Source organism: Serratia sp. X10 (genome assembly GCF_017811775.1).
GTDB lineage: Bacteria > Pseudomonadota > Gammaproteobacteria > Enterobacterales > Enterobacteriaceae > Serratia > Serratia ureilytica.
On the sequence record NZ_JAEIOH010000006.1, the window covers coordinates 220,843 to 236,228 of the forward strand.

Genomic DNA, 15,386 nt, shown 5'->3' on the forward strand with positions numbered 1-15,386 from the left:
AGCAAAAATGAAAGCCATCATGTTGATGTTCGATTCACTGAACAAGCATCTGCTGTCCGCCTATGGCAGCGACCGGGCCATCACGCCCAACTTCCAGCGGCTGAAAGAAAGAACGGTGCGTTTCGACAATTTCTACGTCGGCAGCATGCCCTGCATGCCGGCCAGGCGCGAGATCCATACCGGCCGCTACAATTTCCTGCACCGTTCCTGGTCGCCGCTGGAGCCCTTTGACGACTCCATGCCGGAGATTCTGAAAAAGCACGGTATCCACACCCATCTGGTCACCGATCACAAGCATTACTGGCGTGACGGCGGCGCCACCTACCACTCCCGTTACAGCACCTATGAATTCGTGCGCGGGCAAGAGGGCGATGCCTGGAAGGGCGTGGTCGATAAGCCGGTTTATCAGTATGAGTCCGGCGAACCGGAAGAGATCAAGCAACGCCGCATCGCCAGCCGCACGCAGCATCAAATTAACGTGCAGTTTATGAAGGACGAACAGGATCACCCGCTGGCCAGAACCATCCAGAAAGGCCTGGCGTTCATCGACGAGAACCACGCGGCCGATAACTGGTTCCTGCAACTGGAGTGCTTCGATCCCCACGAGCCATTTTTCGTGCCGGAAAAATACCTGCGGATGTACGGCATTGACGACGCCAGCGTTTTCGATGGCTGGCCGCCCTATTACTTCGTCACCGAAAGCGAAGAACGCAAGGACGCCATTCAGAAATACTACCTGGCCTTGCTGACCATGGTGGACGACTATGTCGGCAAGGTCCTGGACTACATGGACAAATACGATTTATGGCGGGATACCCTGCTGATCGTCAACACCGACCATGGTTTCCTGCTGGGGGAGCATGAGTGGTGGGGCAAAAACATCATGCCGCTGTATAACGAAGTGGCGAATATTCCCTTCTTCATCTGGCATCCCGAGCACCCTTATCGCGGCGAATCGCGGCAGGCGCTGGCGCAAACCATCGACATTCCTGCCACGCTGCTGGATTTCTTCAAGCTGGACAAACCGGCGGATATGCAGGGCGCCTCTCTGGTGCCGGCGATTTGCGACGATACGCCGATACGCGACTATGCGCTGTTCGGCTACCACGGCTGCCATATAAACATTACCGACGGCCGCTATGTCTATATGCGTTCACCGCAGGTACACGGCGCCGAGAACCTGTTCGAATACACCCTGATGCCCACCAGCATCAACCGCCGGCTGTCCCCTGAAGAACTCCGGCACATGACGCTGCATCCGGGATTCCGTTTCACCAAGGGCTGCCAGGTGTTGCGCATCCCTGCCTCTTCGGTGATGACCCGGGGCGCCGATCGCTTCGGGCACCGACTGTATGACCTGGCGGAAAATCCGAAGCAGGATCGTCAGTGCCGGGACGCCGCCGTCGCCGAACGCCTGCTGTCCGCCATCCGTTGCATACTGAAACAAAGCGACGCGCCGCAGGAACTCTGGCCTCGCTATCAATTGTCGGCGCCCGCCTCTCCGCTGCTGGGCGCCGATCCGGACTGGGTGCCGGCCTTCAAAGATTATGCGCCGCAACTGCGCTACGGTATGTTGGCCCTGACGCAACATCTGGAAGGCACTCATCAAACGGCAATAATTGATAAACTGAATGCTTCCGCCAAATCCTCATGGACCACCGCCGATCTGTGGGCCTTCGTGCAGCAAGAAGTCCCACCTGAACAGCACGCCAGCGTGTTTTATAAACTGGCGCTGGAAATGCGGCTTGATTGAGAGGTCGCCCCGCCCTTTCGGCGGGGCGACTGCAGAACAGAAGGAAAATTAACGATGGGACAAGAACTGGACTACTCGCGCGGCGCCAAGCCGCTGTATGCCCAGCTGTATGACATCCTGCTGGAGAAGCTGAAAAACGGCGAATACCGAAAGAACGACGTACTGCCGACAGAAGCCGAGTTTGAAGAAATGTTCGGCGTCAGCCGCATCACCGCGCGGCGGGCTCTGGCCGAACTGGTTGCCAAAGGGTTGGTCAAACGTCAGGCCGGCATCGGCACCATGGTCATCAGCACGTCGGAAAAGCAGAACGTCAAGACCCGCATCAGCCTGATCGATGGCCAACAAACGCAGGCGATAGCGCGCAACAACCTTTCGTTGTCACCGATTCAGCCGCCTGAGCCTATCGCGCAGCTGTTCGACACCGACAGCGCGCTGCTGCTAACCCGCACCATTTACCGCAAAAATGAAGTCCCGGCGCAGGTCAACTATATCTATCTGACCCCGCGCTTAAATACGCTGACGCTGTCAGACCTGGAAAAAGGGTTGTACTGCGCGTTGGAACAGCGCAATGAAAATATCGATGCCTTTGAGGACATCATCACGGCCGAACTGCCGACCGCCGAAGACTGCGCAATCCTCAACGTTGCCCCCTCTACTCCGCTGCTGGTCAAAACCCGCAAGGGATACAACGAACGAGGTCAATTGGTGGAATACACCATCGCCAAACATATCGCGCGTTACTATCAATACATCGTCGAGAACAGCAAATGAGCTGGTGGACGCAGGGAAAATCACCGGATTACCGGTTTACATTAGCCAATGAACGCACCTTTCTGGCCTGGATCCGCACCGCGCTGACCTTTATGGCCGCCGCGGTCGGCCTGGATCAGTTGACGGACTCAACATCGCTGAAGGTGTTGATCATCGCGCTGGCGCTTACGGCGGCGGCGCTGGCCTGCTACGCCTACCATCGCTGGGCGGGCAACGAGAAAGCGATGCGGCATGAACAAGCCTTGGGCTATCCACGCCTGCTGATTTGGCTCAGCACGGGCCTGGCGGCAGGGATATTGCTGACGCTGGCCACATTGGTTCGGCCATGAACGCCGCTTGTCCGCAGCGCGATCCTGGCCTGCAGCCGGAAAGAACGGCGCTGGCGTGGCAGAGAACCGCATTCTCTCTATTGCTGCTGGCGCTTATCACCGCGCGTACCGGCCTTTACCGCGAAGAATATGTGCTCGCCGCACTGGGCTGCGTTTCTTTTTTCGTGGCGATGCTGTTGGTATTTGGCTCTTTTGTTCGGCAAAAATCGCTGATGGGCGCGATGGAGCTCCCGCTTGTCTGGTCGGCGTGGTTTAAAAGATTGCTCAGCCTCGCCCTCTTGTTTAATGCGCTGGGTCTCGCGCTGCACAGCGCGCTCATGCTGTTATCGGAAGGAAGTATTCAATGACGGCTACCCACGGTTGTCTGGTGATGGCAAAGCCCACCGGATCGGTTTGCAACATCGACTGCACCTACTGTTTTTATCTTGAAAAAGAGGCGCTTTATCCCGAACGCCAGCAGAACTGGCGCATGTCAGATGAAACGCTGGCGCTGTATATTCAACAGCATATCCAAGCTCAGGATGGCGAGCAGGTGATGTTCTCCTGGCAGGGCGGCGAGCCCACCATGATGGGGCTGCCTTTTTTCCGTCGCATCGTCGAACTGTGCCAAAAATATGCCGGCGGCAAGCGCATTCAACACGCGCTGCAAACCAATGGGCTATTGCTGAACGATGAGTGGGCGCGCTTTTTCGCCGAACACCGCTTCCTGATTGGCATTTCGATCGACGGCCCGCAAGCGCTGCACGATCGTTATCGCACCTCGCGTTCGGGCAAAGGCACCCATGCCCAGGTACTGGCCGCCCTCACTCTGCTGCAAGAACACGGCGTCGACTTCAACACGCTCACCGTGGTCGGTAAGCATAACGTCGGCCAGGCGCGCGAGGTTTACGAATTTCTTTTGGCCGCAGGCTCTCGCCATATTCAATTCATTCCATTGGTTGAACGCTTGAGCACGGCGCAGAGCGCCGCGCTCAAGCTGGTAATGCCGGGTGAAAGCGCCGCCACGCTGGCGCCCTGGACAGTGCCTGCCTGGCAATACGGCGAGTTTCTCAATCAGATTTTCGATATCTGGGTACGGCGGGATGTCGGGCACGTCTCTGTACAGATGTTTGACGTGGCGCTTTCCGCCTGGTGCGATCAGCCGCCGGTGCTGTGCGTATTCGCCGAAACCTGTGGGCACGCCTTCGCTCTGGAAGCCAATGGCGATCTGTATAACTGCGATCACTTCGTCTATCCGGAGCATCGGCTGGGGAATATTCATCAGCAAGATATCCGCACCTTAAATAACAGTGAGCAGGCACATACGTTTGGCCGCGCGAAAAAGACGTCGCTAACGCCGGATTGCCGCCAATGCGAATTCAGGTTTGTCTGCCATGGCGGCTGCCCCAAACACCGCTTCGCCGTGTCGCCGTCCGGTCATCCTGGGCATAACTATCTCTGCCCGGGATACAAGCATTTCTTCCGGCATATCTCTCGCGAAATGAACCTGATGAAGGACTTGCTCGCCAACGGCTACCCGGAACAGGCCATCATGTACGCGTTGGCTCAGGAACAGCGGGCCGGCGCAGGCAGCGCCAAACCCAATGCTCCCTGCCCGTGCGGCAGCGGTAAAAAGTATAAGAAGTGTTGCGGTGCGAAAAAATAAGCCCAAAAGCCCGGTAAACGTCACCGGGCCCCTTAACTTGCATCACGCTACTTCACCGCCAGCGTGACCGCGTCCTGCTTGAAGCCGTAGCGGCTCAGCGGCGTGATCACCACCGACGTCGGTCGCCCTTCCACCGCCAGCGTCTGCGTCTCGCCCGCCATCAGGTAGTAGTTCTCCAGCGTCACCACCTTGCCCGACGGCTGCAGCGTCAGCTGCGGCGCCAGCCGCACCACGTGCAACCCGCCGTTGCTGAGCGTCAGCCGACCGTCCGCCGCGCTCAACCGCAGGTCGTCCCACGGCGTCTTGCTCACCGCCACCGATTTCGGCTGCAATATCAGCCCGATGCTCTGACGCACCGGCATCCGCGCGCTGTTGTCCACCGCCTGCCCTATCCCCTCGAACGACGCCTTCAGCATCACCTCGTGCGGCAGCGCCGTCCCCGGCTTCAGCACGAAGTTCACCTGCTGGCTCTGCCCCGCCTCGATGCGCGCTATCGGCGGCGACAGCAGCACCGCCTTGCTGAACCCTTTGCCATCCAAGTCCTCCACCTTCGTCGCCAGCAATATCGGCTCCGACGAGCTGTTCCGGATGCTGAAGTTCACCCGCCCCGGGTTCTCCTCCAGCACGATGCCCATGCTCTCCAGCTGAAACGACGCCCCGGCGGAATGCGCCAGCCCCAGCGTCAGCCACAGCCCGCCCAGCAGCTGCGCCAGGCTCCGTTTTATCGTCATGATTACTCCTCTCTTTTCATCCATTATCGGACGAGCCGTCCGCCGCACGGCAGACGCCATCGCCCTCTTCGTACAACACCGACGGGTCGAACGCCGCCGGCACCGCGTAACTCACCACGCATTCGTTCATGTTCAGGCGCCGTACCCGCAGCGCCTTGCCGATATCGTCGTTCACCAGCATCAGGTTGCCCTCGCCTATCAGCGTGCCCAGCAGCTGCCCCCGCTCGTCGTGCACCGACGCCCCGGTCGGCAGCAGCGCCCCGCTCTCATCCCGCAGGGTCAGCAGCAGCTGGCGCACCTCGGTCACCCGAAAACGCCGCTCCGCCACCGTGCCGCGCGCCAGCTCGAACACCGCTTCGGTGCTGTCCAGCCGCAGGTTCAGCGGCAGCGACAGCGTATCGACCTGGGCGCGCAGCGGCATATAAGGCATCAGCATCGGCAGCAGCGCGTCGCCGGCAAAATCCGTCATGCCGCTGCCACCGCCCGACACCCCGACCCCCGACTGTCCCGCCACCCTCATCACCGCGAAGGTGTCGCCGATGCGCTGCGGTGACGTCACCCAGGTGCCGTTGGCCACCCCCAGCCCGCCCGACGACGCAAGCGACAGCGAGGAACTGCCCTGCCCGCTGTGCGAGGCCCCCAGCGCCAGCCGGGTATAGGCCGTCTCGCCGCTCAGGTTGCCGGCGCCCTGGTACTCGCCGTCCGCGTCCCGCGTCACGTCCAGGTAGCCGTTCAGCCGCTCGCTCACCGGCCCCTGCCAGCTGCCGCCCAGCGTCAGCTGATTGTTGCGCCGCGACTGCAGCCGGCTGCTGACGCTGCCCGCCCCCCAGGGCAGGCTCAGCCCGGCGTAGACCGCCGCGCGGTCATAAGCGGAAGACTGCAGGTTGACGCTCAGCGTCGCCCTTCCCAGGCTGACGCCGTACGCCAGCGCATGGGTCCAGCTGCGCCAGCTGTCGCGGTAATAGCGTTCGTGCGACAGCGAGTAGGTCAGCGCCCCGGCGCTCAGGGTGCGCCAGGAGAGCGCCGCCCCGCCGTTGTAGCGCTGCCGGGCCGCCCCTTCCGCCTCTGCGGGCGGGTTCAGCCCTTCGTCCGCGTCCCGAAAGCCTTCGGTGCGGTACTGCGACGACAGCGACAGCGCCAGATGGGGCCCCAGCGCCACCAGCCCCTGAGCCTCCAGCTGCACGCCGGGCTGCCGGCCACGGGTGAAGGTCGCGCCGCCCGACAACCAGTTGCCGGCGTCGTCACTCACACTGCCCTGCCAGCCCAGACGCTGGTAGGTGCGCGCCAGCAGCCCGCCCGCCGTTATCTGCCCCCGACCGAGACGGAACGCCTGCTCACCCAGCAGCAGCGCCGGCGGCGAGGCGCCCTCTCGCCCGGCGCCGTACGGCCGGTAGCGCCCCGCCGCCAGCCGATAGCCGCCCGCCCGGCCCGCCGGGTCACCGGCGTCGGGGGTAACCGTAAAGCGTTGCCGCCGCCCGTCGGTTTCCGTCAGCGTGACCTCGGCCTCCACCCCGGCCATCACCGGCCCCAGCTCGCTCAGCGAAAACGGCCCGGCCAGCAGCAGGGTGCGGTACATCACCTGCCCGCGCTGTTTGACCTCCAGCGTCGCCGGGCTCGCCACGCTGCCCTGCAGCGGCACCGTCAGCGCCGCATCAGGCGCGCCGGCCGCCAGGGAGACCAGCTGCCCGCCGCTGAGCGGCACGTTGCCGCTCAGCGCCCCGCCGGCGCTGAACTCACCGAACTGAACCACCGCCTCCCAGGCGGGAAAGTCTTTGCTCGCCGAGGTCTCGTATACCTCGAGCCGGCTGCCGCTCTCGTCGTTGCTGTAGCTTGAGCGATTGCGCAGCACCCAGTTGCGCAGGTTGACGCCCGGCTCCAGCATCGCCTGCAGCGTCTGCTGATTGCCGTAGCGCCCCTGACGCCGGTTGGCGTACAGGTCGTAGTTCAGCAGCACCGCATGGCCGCCCGACTGCTCGCTGCGCAGTTTGTCCGCATCGAACGCCGCCTCCGGCAGGGTGATTTCCACCCGAAAGGCGCCGGGAAACACCTGCACCACCGCCTGCGGCCAGTGCGAATCGAAACGTTCGCAGGCCCCCGGCGGCGGCGTGACCCGCAAACGCAGCGTCTGCGCCAGCCGTTCATCCAGACACAGCGCCCCCTGCGAATCGAAACGCACCTCTTCCTGGTAACGCTGCGCCGCATTGACCTCCAGCGTCACCCGGTGCACGCCCGGCAAAAACCGGGCGGTATTGAAAAATTCGGCGATATCCGCGTTGTACCCCAGCTGCGCCAGGGTTTTGACATCAAATCCGGCGGCAGCGGTTTTCGTCATCGGCCAGACCAACAAAAACAGCAACGCCGATGCCCTTTGCCTGATAGACACGTCATCTTCTCTGGGTTAATGCCGGGAGCGACAGATTCAGAAAAAGGGGGAGAGCCCTCCCCCTTGCGTTACCCATCAGACATTACAGTCCGAACGCGAAATCCAGCGTGGTGGAGCCGTCCAGATTGGTGCCTTCGCCGATACCGCCGTGCATATCGCCGCTTTTAGCCAGGTAGGCTTCAACATTAAGCATTGCGGTGAAGGTCTTGCCGATGGCCAGCGTATTGGCGTTTGAAGCCCAGCCTACGCGCTTGCCGTGTTCGAGTTGTACGGTACCCGTTGGGGAGGTGATCGTGCTGTTCTGGGTCACGAACAGTCGACCGAGTTTGCCATCAATCTGTGGAAGGTAGGCCGTTATCACATAAAATCCCAACTTGCCGGTATTATTGATGTTACCGAGACCAAAGGTTTTTCCCGCCTCGCTGGCGGTGCCCAGGCGGTTGTCGATAACGTTGAAGGTCATCGGCGTTTCGGCATCGCATTTCACCTCCATGGTGCCGCTACCATTTACTCCCAGGCTGACCGCTTTGTCTCTGCTGACTTTCGTATGGCTGATGCTGCCGTAATCAAACACCCCATTGTTAGGAAGTGACACCTCACAGGTCGGCGCCACCAGCTCTCCGACCACTTTGATTTCCGCGCTCGGGCCGGCGGCCAAAGAGCTCCCGGCGACCAGCAGCGTGGACGCTACCATCACGCGCAATGCAATTTTATTCATTTAGTCGACATCCTTATATCGCTTCAATCCAAAGAACTTTTTCGGGCACTCAAATGCCGTACGCGAAACTGAGCGTGGAAGATCCATCCAGTTTTACGTTGTCGGTAATAGGGCCCTTCATGTCTTTGGCCGAGGCCAGATAAGGCTCAACCTCCAGCATGGCGGTAAACAGCTTGCCGCTGTTTTGTACGTTGCCCGACTTTGCCCAGCCGGTGATGTTGTTTTTATCGATATAGGCGGAACTGACAGTGGTGAACGCCGTGGTGCCTTTCTTCACGCTGAACAGCGCCGAAGGAATGGCATTAACCCCAGCGTTGAGGACGTTGACTTTATAATATCCGAGCTTGCCGTCGCCATTGACGTTCCCCAGGCCAAAGTGAGCGCTGCCGGTTACACTGGCGGTCCCCTCACGGTTATCGACCACGGTGAAATTCAGGAAGGTTTCGGCCTCGCAGTTAATAACCAGCTGCTTTTGCGACTTGGCTAACGCCGTGGCCGCCGCTGAATTGATTAACCCATTGGACAACTTACCCAGTTCGAAGACACCGTCATTGGTGATGGACACCTCACAGGATGGCACCGCCATTTGCCCTTTCACTTTCAATTCCGGCGACATAGAGGCCGCTGAGACCTGATTCGCCATCATCAGGATTGCGGCGATGCTTGCAGAGATTACTGTTTTTTTCATCATGAATATCCATACTCATAGTTAATATTATCCCGTTCAAAACAGATGACAGGATGTTAAGCGGGGATAAACCCCTTTGTGTCACTCAAATTCACTGTCGTTACCCATGCTGGCGTAAAAACAATGCATGAATTGACGCTGCGCACTTATTGCTTGTTATTCAGAGCCCAAAAACGAAATTCAACGTGACAGAGCCATCCAGTTCCACTTTATCGACGGCGAGAATATTGGCGTCCAGAACCGGCGTCACTGAAATATCCATGGTGTAGGTCTGGCCGGCGGCGCGCGTCGCATCCGCCAGCAACCAATCGCTACGCTCACCGGAAATCAGCGCGGCTTCCGTGTTCGGCGGCACTGACGCATTGCGTGAACGCAACGTAGCCGGGAAGCCGTTTACGGCAGAGTGAGACAGCCCCAACAGAAAATAGCCAACGGGTTGCCCATCCGGCGTATTGCCCAGCCCGAAACGGCGCAGATCCGGCTCATTGCGGCTGGCCGCGCGGTTATCCGTCGGAATGATGGCCAGATAGGCATCGCCTTCACAGCGTACCTGCCAGGTCTGTTTCAAGGTCGGTAATCTCTGCGCCTCACCCCGAGCGCCTCCCCGCATGGCGCCATAATCATAAACGCCGTCATTACCGGCGATAACGGTGCATCCTGAATGTTTTATTTTCCCGGATACTTTCAACTCAGCCGAAGGCGCAGCGATAAGTTGACCGGAAAAAAGAACCCATAAAGCGATCAGGCTTGTTTGCAACAGTCTCTTTTTCATCCCAGCGTGGTTTCCATTCCCATTAATCCGCACGCTTGCAATTACGCAAGCCATCGATGAGATAAATAGTTCTCACTTCCCCTGACGCAGAAGCGATAAACGTTCTCTCATTAGATAACCATCAATTTGTATTTCTCGGCACGGCTTCACCTGCGTCAATGCCAGCGACGATGCAGGAAGTGCCAATTTAGCGTCCCAGAACAACAATTGAAATATAAAGCTAAATACAGAGGAAAATTCAGAGCATATGGCAAAATAAGTAGAAAAAAATAGATTGCGGCGACTAATAAACAATAAAATCATACCAACAGACAGACAAACGCCCCATGATAATTACATTTAATTAACCGCCACGGCCGCACATTAAAAATATACACAGCACATTAAAACCGAGAAACAGCCAGAATGATAACTCACATAAATAATTAATATAGAACCAACAAAAAAATTAATGAGAATATGCCGTCACTCACAATCCCCCCTCAGATGTAACGACAAAGGCACTCGTTTCTCTCTGCGCCGTTTTCTCATTGCGGGAATGCGCTGAAAATATTCGGCACGACAGATAAAACACAACCCAGGATAACCATCGGACCGAATTGGCAAACAACGAGCGGCTCACAGCACCCGCGAATAGACCCGCGAGGCTTCGCCCCAGGGGTGATAGCCGAGCCCGTTATAAACGAAGCCATTACGCTCGTAGTAACCCTCCAGATCGGTACACAGGTGCAGCTGCGGGAAGCCCAACCGGCGGGTTTCCGCCGCCACATGCTCAATCAGTTTCGCGCCGTAGCCCTGGCCGCGCTGAGTCTCTTCTACGTAGAGCGCGCACAGCCAGGGATATAATTCCCCACGGCTGATAAAGTCGTTGGTTATCAGCCCCGCGCAGCCGAGGATCCGGTCATTTGCCATCAGCAGGTACCACTGCGGCAGCGGGTTGGCGGCGCCGAGGCTGCGGTTGATGGCGTCTTCATACATCATCAGCGTTTCTGCCGTGGCCCAGTGCCGCTGAAAATACGCAATGGCGCGCGGCGCCAGCTCGGGCGCTTGCCGCACCGAAATCATGTCCATGGTCATTCCCGTTATTCATGTTGTCAGCGTAGAATTATGCAGCAATATGCAGAGTATGGCAGCGGCATTCCGCCGCCGTCATTCACCCCAAGGAGTCATCATGACGCAAAACATCTATGACAATCAGGCCTTCTTCGACGGCTATGCGCAGCTCAGCCGCTCGCAGCACGGCCTGGACGGCGCGCCGGAATGGCCCGCCATCCGCCGCATCCTGCCGGATTTGCAGGGCAAAAGCGTGGTCGATCTCGGCTGCGGCTACGGCTGGTTCTGCCGCAGCGCGCGCGAACAGGGCGCAGCCAGCGTGCTGGGGCTGGACGTCTCGGAAAAGATGCTGGCCAAGGCGCGGGAGATGACCGCCGACGCGGGCATCGAGTATCGTCGGCAGGATTTGGCGCAGCTGCAGCTGCCGCAGGAAAACTACGATCTGGTCTACAGCTCGCTGACGCTGCACTACCTCGAGGATCTGGCCCCCCTGTTCGCCACGATTTACGCCGCGCTGAAACCCGGCGGGCAGTTCATCTTCACCGCCGAGCACCCGATCTACACCGCCCCGGCGCAGCAGGGCTGGCTGACCGACGGCAACGGGCAGAAATCCTGGCCGGTCAACGGCTACCAGCGGGAAGGCCGGCGCGTCTCCAACTGGCTGGCGGAAGGCGTTATCAAGCAGCACCGCACGCTCGGCAGCTATATCAACCCGCTGGCGCAGCAAGGGTTTATCATCCAGCATTTGAACGAATGGGGCCCCAGCGCGCAGCAAATCGCCGCTACCCCGGCGCTGGACGAAGAGCAGGAACGCCCGATGATCTTCATTCTCGCCGCCCGCAAACCCGCCTGATTCTGATCTGATTCACCCGCAGTAAACCGTTCACACCACCACAGTTGGGGAGGCCGCCTCCCCCCAACGTTACTCACCAATCGGCAGATACCCCTGCCAAAGCGGCCGGGCGGGCTTGCCGTGCGGGTTGGCGCGCAGATGAACGTGGTAGCCCTGCAGCGCCTGCAACAGCAGGCAGTCGTCCACCTCAGCCAGGTCATCCTTGTGCTGCTGCGCGCTGTCGATCAGCAGCGCCCGTTTGGCTTTCTCCTTCGCCTCGTCGGCGGAGCGCGCCACGAACAGGCCGAACTGGTGCAATTCCGCCAGCTCATCGCTGCGGTAGCCGCCCACGTTGACGAAAAACAGCCTCTCTTCACCGGCAAACGGGGCGGGCTCCAGACTCACGTCGTAACCGTCCGCCCAGTCGATGCGCGCATAGCCGTCGACATGCACCTTACGCTTATCGCCGAACCACTTTTCACGCAGCAGCGGATACGCCTCTTCCGGCCGATCCGCCGCCGCGAACTGCACGTCGTGCAACTCAATATTGGCGCCCGGCGCCGTACCGCCCACATAAAACATCAATAATCCCGGCATGTTAATCTGCTCTCCCTGGTGATAATCGCTGTATAATTTAATACATAACGAAACACCTGCCAACGGCGGCGCCATTCTGTGTTATCAATAGATGAGGTTTAATCTGTTGTGGAGGAACGCATGGCATTCAATATCGGTGATTTTGTACAACGCACCACCGGCGGCCCGAAGATGACCGTGGTGGAGATCGACGGCGAAACCCTGGTTTGCAGCTGGAATGAACTGGGTAAAGAGCAGCGTACGGAGGTGCAGGCCAACGAGGTGGCGCTGTACCACGAAGACGGCGATTTCGGCGTTTGCTGAATGATCGGGGCGCGCCGCGCCCCGTTATCGCCTCAGGCGCGAATGTCCTGATAGGCTGGGGTGGTATCGAACTCATGCTTGGCGAACGGGCACAGCGGAATGATTTTGCGCTGCTCCGCGCGCATCTTCTCCACCACCAGCGCCACCAGCTTTTTGCCGACGCCCTGCCCCTTCAATGACTCGTCCACCCAGGTGTGATCGATAATGGTCAGCTTGTCGCCGCTCGGCACGAAAGAGATCTCGGCGATCAGCTTGCCGTGCTCGTCATTGATATAAAAACGCTTCTCGTCCGCCAGTATTTTATGATCCATATTATTTCTCCCTATATTTCAGTGCGCCGCTGGGGCAAGTGTCGATAACGCGTTTCACTTCGGCCGCGTCGGCATTGTCCGGCATAATCCACGGGCGGCGGTTCAGGGTAAAAATAGCCGCGTTGCCACGCACGCAGTTGGCGGAATGGCGGCATATCGCGCTGTTGAAATAAACGTCAATCTTGTCGCCGGAATAACGGCGGTAACCGGCGGCGGTCAATTCCTCATCCATCATGGCCTCACATTGCCTGTTTTATTGTTTTTGCTCCAGGCTCAAGTATAGGCAATGCCGTCGGCTTCACCACGCCTCTCTTCCGCTGAAAAAAGTGGCGCAACCGCCCGCCGCAGCTAGAAAAAAACGTAAATTGTTCTAATCTTTAATCAGCAAGACAACATAATTCCGACAGTGGCTAAGGAGTTCGAAATGGGTGATAGCTCAAAAGACGGCGTAATTCTGCTGTCCCGCATTCTACTGATGGTTCTGTTTATCATTTTCGGCTGGATGAAACTGGTCAACTTCGGTGCGACCGTCACGGCGATGGAAGGCTACGGCACGCCGATGCCTTATTTGGCGGCGATTGTCGCCGTGGTGGTGGAGTTTATTTTCGGCATCGCGCTTATTCTCGGCCTGTTTACTCGCCCTATCGCGGTCATTTTCGCCCTGTATGTGTTGGGCACCGCGTTTATCGGCCATCCGTTCTGGAAGATGACCGGCATGGAAATGATGGGCAACGAAATCAACTTCTTTAAAAACATCAGCATCATTGGCGGTTTGCTGTTGCTGGCGGTGACCGGCGCCGGCCGTTATTCGCTGGACTATAAAATATTTAATAAATAATTCATCGATGGCCGGCGATATGCGCCGGCCATTTTATTTCGGCTGTCCTTTCACCGGCTGCGCTTGGCGTGGCGCTCAAAGTTTTCCGCCCTGGCCTGCGCCGATTTACGCAGCGTGACATAGCAGGCGCCCTCGCCGCCGTCGCGCGGTAAGGCGCGGCAAAACGCCTGCACCTGTTCAAACTGCGCCAGCCATTTGGCGACGTAACTGCGCACGATATTCGGATGGCTGTCGTTCTGCCGCCCGCGGCCGTGCACGATCAGCAGCGAACGCAGGTTTTGCGCCTCCGCCTGGATAATGAAGCGGAACAGCGCCTGCCGGCTGGCTTCAACCGGCTGACGCAGCAGGTTCAGCGACGCCTGCGGCGGGTAACGGCCGTTGCGCAGCTTGTCCAGCACGCCCTGCTGAATGCCTTCCCCTTTGAACTCCAGCGGCCGATCGCAGGGGATCACCTCGAGGAAATCGGTGCTGAGGAAGTTTTCCTGCCGCAGCCGCTGCGCTTCGCGCCGCGCGCTTTTGTCCACCGTCTCCTGCGGCTTGAGGTACAGCGTCTGCCGCCTGCTCGCCAGCGGCACCACGTCCGCCATCGCCTGTTCAAAAAAGTCTTTTTCCTGCTCGCTCATGTTCCACCTCTCTTGAACGGCAGCCTTTACGGCCGGGAATGGGGTCGATTGTAAGACGCCTTGGCGCGGTTGCAAGCCGGGAATTGTCAGCGGCATGTGTCTCAATTGTCGTCAACGGGTGAGCTTGCGAGCAGTTTTCGCTATACTGCTAAGCCATCATTGAGTGCCGCAAAGGATCGAGCCCATGACAATGCGCGAGCTGGAAATCCAGTTTCAAAATGCGATGAATGAGTTGCAGAGCAGCTTCGAACGGCAACACCGCGAATGGCAGCGCAGCTACCAGGCGCTGCAGCAACTGCTGGAAGAAGCCAAACAGCGCGAAGCCGCGCTGCGGGCGCAGAATGAACAACTGGCGCGCAAACTGAGCACCGCCAGTTCGGTGCCGGAGCAGCATGCGCTGGTCAAGCAGATCAAAATGCTCGGCGCCCATCTGGACGCGCTGGCCAAAGACGCGGCCACCTTCAATCACCACCTGCGCCAACAGAGCGCGGTCGGTAATTTCAGCGGCGAACAGCATTGATAGCGGGCGCTGTCGCACAGCGCCTCCCGCCCCTCTTCTGGCGTATTGAGAGTGTAATAAAGCCTAAATGACCTGGATCATCCTCGCCGCCCTGATCGTCGTATTCATCATCGGTTACCGCATTTTGACGTCCGATACCCGTAAAGCCATCGATTCGCTGGCCCATCTGCTGAGGGTCAAACCGATGCTGATCGAATCGATGATCCAGGAAATGGGCGGCCGCCAAAGCCAGACCTTTATCCGCATGCTGAACAACGGCTACACCGAAGAGATGCACCAGGCCGCTTATCTGCTGTTCATCTACCTGACGTTCATCAAGCAGGCGGATGACGAACAGATCGGCCAATGGCGCGATATGCTGCTGCGCGCCGGGCTGTCGCCGGAGCTGCACGCCGAACACACCGAAGCGGCGCTGTTTTACTTCGCCGAATTGGATATCGATGCGTTTGAACTGGCGCAGTTCCGCCGCGCCTACAACGAGCGTTTCAACCGCGAAGCGTTGGCCCACGGCTGATAGCG

Annotated in this window: 20 protein-coding genes; 10 read left to right on the forward strand and 10 right to left on the reverse strand. The window is 58.9% G+C overall.

The genetic code is table 11. The annotated features are described in order from the left end of the window. Positions 1-7 precede the first annotated feature (7 nt). From J9788_RS19410 to J9788_RS19430, 5 genes are read left to right on the forward strand one after another with little or no spacing between them, the layout of a single operon-like run. Positions 8-1,753: a sulfatase gene (locus J9788_RS19410; protein WP_182265568.1), complete on the forward strand. Its 1,746-nt coding sequence runs from the start codon at positions 8-10 to the stop codon at positions 1,751-1,753. 54 nt (positions 1,754-1,807) lie between these two features. Continuing rightward, positions 1,808-2,524 carry a GntR family transcriptional regulator gene (locus J9788_RS19415; protein WP_046897830.1) on the forward strand — a complete coding sequence of 239 codons (717 nt, stop codon included), beginning with the start codon at positions 1,808-1,810 and terminating at the stop codon, positions 2,522-2,524. Next, positions 2,521-2,853 carry a YidH family protein gene (locus J9788_RS19420; RefSeq protein WP_154747700.1) on the forward strand — a complete coding sequence of 111 codons (333 nt, stop codon included), beginning with the start codon at positions 2,521-2,523 and terminating at the stop codon, positions 2,851-2,853. Before J9788_RS19415 ends, J9788_RS19420 begins: the two co-directional genes overlap by 4 nt. After that, positions 2,850-3,200: a DUF202 domain-containing protein gene (locus J9788_RS19425; protein ID WP_182265569.1), complete on the forward strand. Its 351-nt coding sequence runs from the start codon at positions 2,850-2,852 to the stop codon at positions 3,198-3,200. The genes J9788_RS19420 and J9788_RS19425 overlap by 4 nt, the downstream gene beginning before the upstream one ends. Continuing rightward, positions 3,197-4,498, forward strand: a complete 1,302-nt coding sequence (locus J9788_RS19430) for an anaerobic sulfatase maturase (protein ID WP_182265570.1) — start codon at positions 3,197-3,199, stop codon at positions 4,496-4,498. Before J9788_RS19425 ends, J9788_RS19430 begins: the two co-directional genes overlap by 4 nt. Before the next feature lie 47 nt (positions 4,499-4,545). Here J9788_RS19430 and J9788_RS19435 read toward each other — a convergent pair whose 3' ends face one another. The 6 genes from J9788_RS19435 to J9788_RS19460 form a co-directional block, all read right to left on the reverse strand. Continuing rightward, positions 4,546-5,229, reverse strand: coding sequence for a fimbria/pilus chaperone family protein (locus J9788_RS19435; protein ID WP_182265571.1), 684 nt, complete (start codon positions 5,227-5,229; stop codon positions 4,546-4,548). Positions 5,230-5,245: 16 nt separating this feature from the next. After that, positions 5,246-7,612: a fimbria/pilus outer membrane usher protein gene (locus J9788_RS19440; RefSeq protein ID WP_370576362.1), complete on the reverse strand. Its 2,367-nt coding sequence runs from the start codon at positions 7,610-7,612 to the stop codon at positions 5,246-5,248. A gap of 82 nt (positions 7,613-7,694) precedes the next feature. Continuing rightward, positions 7,695-8,330, reverse strand: a complete 636-nt coding sequence (locus J9788_RS19445; RefSeq protein WP_182265572.1) for a DUF1120 domain-containing protein — start codon at positions 8,328-8,330, stop codon at positions 7,695-7,697. Positions 8,331-8,379: 49 nt separating this feature from the next. Continuing rightward, positions 8,380-9,021 (reverse strand): DUF1120 domain-containing protein, encoded by a 642-nt coding sequence (locus tag J9788_RS19450; protein ID WP_052759935.1) that lies wholly within the window; start codon positions 9,019-9,021, stop codon positions 8,380-8,382. A 157-nt stretch (positions 9,022-9,178) separates the two neighbouring features. Continuing rightward, positions 9,179-9,790 (reverse strand): DUF1120 domain-containing protein, encoded by a 612-nt coding sequence (locus J9788_RS19455; RefSeq protein ID WP_072056046.1) that lies wholly within the window; start codon positions 9,788-9,790, stop codon positions 9,179-9,181. 618 nt (positions 9,791-10,408) lie between these two features. After that, positions 10,409-10,861 (reverse strand): GNAT family N-acetyltransferase, encoded by a 453-nt coding sequence (locus tag J9788_RS19460; RefSeq protein WP_182265573.1) that lies wholly within the window; start codon positions 10,859-10,861, stop codon positions 10,409-10,411. A gap of 100 nt (positions 10,862-10,961) precedes the next feature. Here J9788_RS19460 and J9788_RS19465 point away from each other — a divergent pair, with 100 nt between their 5' ends. Next, positions 10,962-11,696 carry a bifunctional 2-polyprenyl-6-hydroxyphenol methylase/3-demethylubiquinol 3-O-methyltransferase UbiG gene (locus J9788_RS19465; RefSeq protein WP_182265574.1) on the forward strand — a complete coding sequence of 245 codons (735 nt, stop codon included), beginning with the start codon at positions 10,962-10,964 and terminating at the stop codon, positions 11,694-11,696. Positions 11,697-11,765: 69 nt separating this feature from the next. On the opposite strand, the gene J9788_RS19470 is transcribed toward J9788_RS19465, so the two are convergent. Then, positions 11,766-12,272 carry a DUF1543 domain-containing protein gene (locus J9788_RS19470; protein WP_182265575.1) on the reverse strand — a complete coding sequence of 169 codons (507 nt, stop codon included), beginning with the start codon at positions 12,270-12,272 and terminating at the stop codon, positions 11,766-11,768. 120 nt (positions 12,273-12,392) lie between these two features. Between J9788_RS19470 and J9788_RS19475 the strand changes: the two genes are divergently transcribed. Continuing rightward, complete coding sequence (locus J9788_RS19475) at positions 12,393-12,575, forward strand: YodC family protein (RefSeq protein ID WP_182265576.1); 183 nt, start codon at positions 12,393-12,395, stop codon at positions 12,573-12,575. A 32-nt stretch (positions 12,576-12,607) separates the two neighbouring features. Here the strand turns inward: J9788_RS19475 and J9788_RS19480 are convergent, their stop codons facing one another. Beyond that, a complete protein-coding gene (locus J9788_RS19480) occupies positions 12,608-12,886 on the reverse strand; it encodes a GNAT family N-acetyltransferase (protein WP_033644139.1) in 279 nt (92 codons plus the stop codon). 1 nt (position 12,887) lies between these two features. Next, complete coding sequence (locus tag J9788_RS19485; RefSeq protein ID WP_016929825.1) at positions 12,888-13,118, reverse strand: (4Fe-4S)-binding protein; 231 nt, start codon at positions 13,116-13,118, stop codon at positions 12,888-12,890. Positions 13,119-13,310: 192 nt separating this feature from the next. On the opposite strand from J9788_RS19485, the gene J9788_RS19490 reads away from it, so the two are divergent. Further along, positions 13,311-13,724, forward strand: coding sequence for a DoxX family protein (locus J9788_RS19490; protein WP_016929826.1), 414 nt, complete (start codon positions 13,311-13,313; stop codon positions 13,722-13,724). 50 nt (positions 13,725-13,774) lie between these two features. Here the strand turns inward: J9788_RS19490 and smrA are convergent, their stop codons facing one another. Beyond that, on the reverse strand, positions 13,775-14,347 hold the full coding sequence (smrA, locus tag J9788_RS19495; protein ID WP_182265577.1) for a DNA endonuclease SmrA: 573 nt from the start codon (positions 14,345-14,347) through the stop codon (positions 13,775-13,777). 184 nt (positions 14,348-14,531) lie between these two features. On the opposite strand from smrA, the gene J9788_RS19500 reads away from it, so the two are divergent. Both J9788_RS19500 and J9788_RS19505 read left to right on the forward strand, forming a co-directional pair. Continuing rightward, positions 14,532-14,867, forward strand: coding sequence for an MbeD/MobD family mobilization/exclusion protein (locus J9788_RS19500; protein WP_033644141.1), 336 nt, complete (start codon positions 14,532-14,534; stop codon positions 14,865-14,867). Between the two features lie 67 nt (positions 14,868-14,934). Then, the gene (locus J9788_RS19505) at positions 14,935-15,381 is read left to right on the forward strand and encodes a DUF1198 family protein (protein ID WP_063919944.1); all 447 of its coding nucleotides are present in this window, start codon (positions 14,935-14,937) and stop codon (positions 15,379-15,381) included. Positions 15,382-15,386: the final 5 nt, after the last annotated feature.

Bases quoted from the DNA above. Each gene is read 5' to 3' on its own strand.
- J9788_RS19410 (WP_182265568.1), top strand. From the start codon at position 8: ATGAAAGCCATCATGTTGATGTTCGATTCACTGAACAAGCATCTGCTG.
- J9788_RS19415 (WP_046897830.1), top strand. From the start codon at position 1,808: ATGGGACAAGAACTGGACTACTCGCGCGGCGCCAAGCCGCTGTATGCC.
- J9788_RS19420 (WP_154747700.1), top strand. From the start codon at position 2,521: ATGAGCTGGTGGACGCAGGGAAAATCACCGGATTACCGGTTTACATTA.
- J9788_RS19425 (WP_182265569.1), top strand. From the start codon at position 2,850: ATGAACGCCGCTTGTCCGCAGCGCGATCCTGGCCTGCAGCCGGAAAGA.
- J9788_RS19430 (WP_182265570.1), top strand. From the start codon at position 3,197: ATGACGGCTACCCACGGTTGTCTGGTGATGGCAAAGCCCACCGGATCG.
- J9788_RS19435 (WP_182265571.1), bottom strand. From the start codon at position 5,229: ATGACGATAAAACGGAGCCTGGCGCAGCTGCTGGGCGGGCTGTGGCTG.
- J9788_RS19445 (WP_182265572.1), bottom strand. From the start codon at position 8,330: ATGAATAAAATTGCATTGCGCGTGATGGTAGCGTCCACGCTGCTGGTC.
- J9788_RS19450 (WP_052759935.1), bottom strand. From the start codon at position 9,021: ATGATGAAAAAAACAGTAATCTCTGCAAGCATCGCCGCAATCCTGATG.
- J9788_RS19455 (WP_072056046.1), bottom strand. From the start codon at position 9,790: ATGAAAAAGAGACTGTTGCAAACAAGCCTGATCGCTTTATGGGTTCTT.
- J9788_RS19460 (WP_182265573.1), bottom strand. From the start codon at position 10,861: ATGGACATGATTTCGGTGCGGCAAGCGCCCGAGCTGGCGCCGCGCGCC.
- J9788_RS19465 (WP_182265574.1), top strand. From the start codon at position 10,962: ATGACGCAAAACATCTATGACAATCAGGCCTTCTTCGACGGCTATGCG.
- J9788_RS19470 (WP_182265575.1), bottom strand. From the start codon at position 12,272: ATGCCGGGATTATTGATGTTTTATGTGGGCGGTACGGCGCCGGGCGCC.
- J9788_RS19475 (WP_182265576.1), top strand. From the start codon at position 12,393: ATGGCATTCAATATCGGTGATTTTGTACAACGCACCACCGGCGGCCCG.
- J9788_RS19480 (WP_033644139.1), bottom strand. From the start codon at position 12,886: ATGGATCATAAAATACTGGCGGACGAGAAGCGTTTTTATATCAATGAC.
- J9788_RS19485 (WP_016929825.1), bottom strand. From the start codon at position 13,118: ATGGATGAGGAATTGACCGCCGCCGGTTACCGCCGTTATTCCGGCGAC.
- J9788_RS19490 (WP_016929826.1), top strand. From the start codon at position 13,311: ATGGGTGATAGCTCAAAAGACGGCGTAATTCTGCTGTCCCGCATTCTA.
- smrA (WP_182265577.1), bottom strand. From the start codon at position 14,347: ATGAGCGAGCAGGAAAAAGACTTTTTTGAACAGGCGATGGCGGACGTG.
- J9788_RS19500 (WP_033644141.1), top strand. From the start codon at position 14,532: ATGACAATGCGCGAGCTGGAAATCCAGTTTCAAAATGCGATGAATGAG.
- J9788_RS19505 (WP_063919944.1), top strand. From the start codon at position 14,935: ATGACCTGGATCATCCTCGCCGCCCTGATCGTCGTATTCATCATCGGT.